The 889-nt window shown below is 45.6% G+C and carries 1 protein-coding gene; it reads right to left on the bottom strand.

Going from position 1 to position 889, the window contains the following annotated elements; translation table 11 throughout:
• Window positions 1-889: IS1634 family transposase (locus tag R7Z77_RS24585; RefSeq protein ID WP_318136957.1), on the bottom strand; the 889-nt coding region annotated here is incomplete at both ends.

The raw sequence follows: 889 nt of genomic DNA, 5'->3' as shown, positions 1-889 counted from the left end.
GTCTGATGCTCTTGAACACCCGTTATGAAGCTTTGGCCGCCAAATTCGAGTGTGTCGATACCTTCGAATTTTAAGAATACCCAACGTGCCGTCGGTTTAGTTGTCGTCTTGTTCTTTACCATGCTAGGAAAGAATTCCTCGGCCTTAGTGAGACTCTCTCGGATTTTGTGCTCTAAGCTTGCGTAGACGAGTAGGCTCAGCGTCATGATCATCAGTAGTGCCTCGATTCGCTGAGGTTTCTTCAGGAAAATTGATGATGTTAAGAACTCAGGGCTTTTCAAAAAGCGAAAGCCGCGTTCGACCTTTTGCTGAGACTTGTAATGTTCAAGCAATGCAACCATTGTTAGGTCGGTGTTGTCAGTATCGTTGGTGGCGAGAATAAACATACCTACTTTAAGCTTGGCCAGTTTCACCTTTTCTAGATCGGTATAAGGCGTAGCATCTATCAAATAGTGGTATCCCGTCGGCTTTTCATCTTTCTTCGGCCGACCACGACCTGAATAAATTGGCTCTTTAACGATGGTTGATTGCGCGAAGCCAAGCAAATGACACTGGTTGGCGAAGTCGCTCATTGCTTGCTCGGCATCCACTGCGCAAGCAAACTGCTTTTTCTTTAGTTGTCCCAGCGCTTTCAGCTCTTTGGTGATATTTTTGTCTAAGTTCTTATAAAACGTTACCTGTTCTCGCTTGGTTGCTTGTTCACTATGAATCAACAGCCACTTCTGAGATACCGAGCCATAATCAGCGTCAACCCAACAACCCGAGTAGCCATTGCCGATATGGCTCAGCTGCTCTGGCTCAAGGTTCATTAAGGCCTCTTTGGCTGATTTAATGGTCATTGGAACACGCGTAATAAACTTCTGTTGTTGCTCATCCAGTGAACGAATGC

The sequence above is a fragment of the Vibrio sp. 1401 genome (assembly GCF_033340295.1).
The sequence above is the reverse complement of the archived record's forward strand: the minus strand, read 5'-3'. Positions and strand labels throughout refer to the sequence as shown.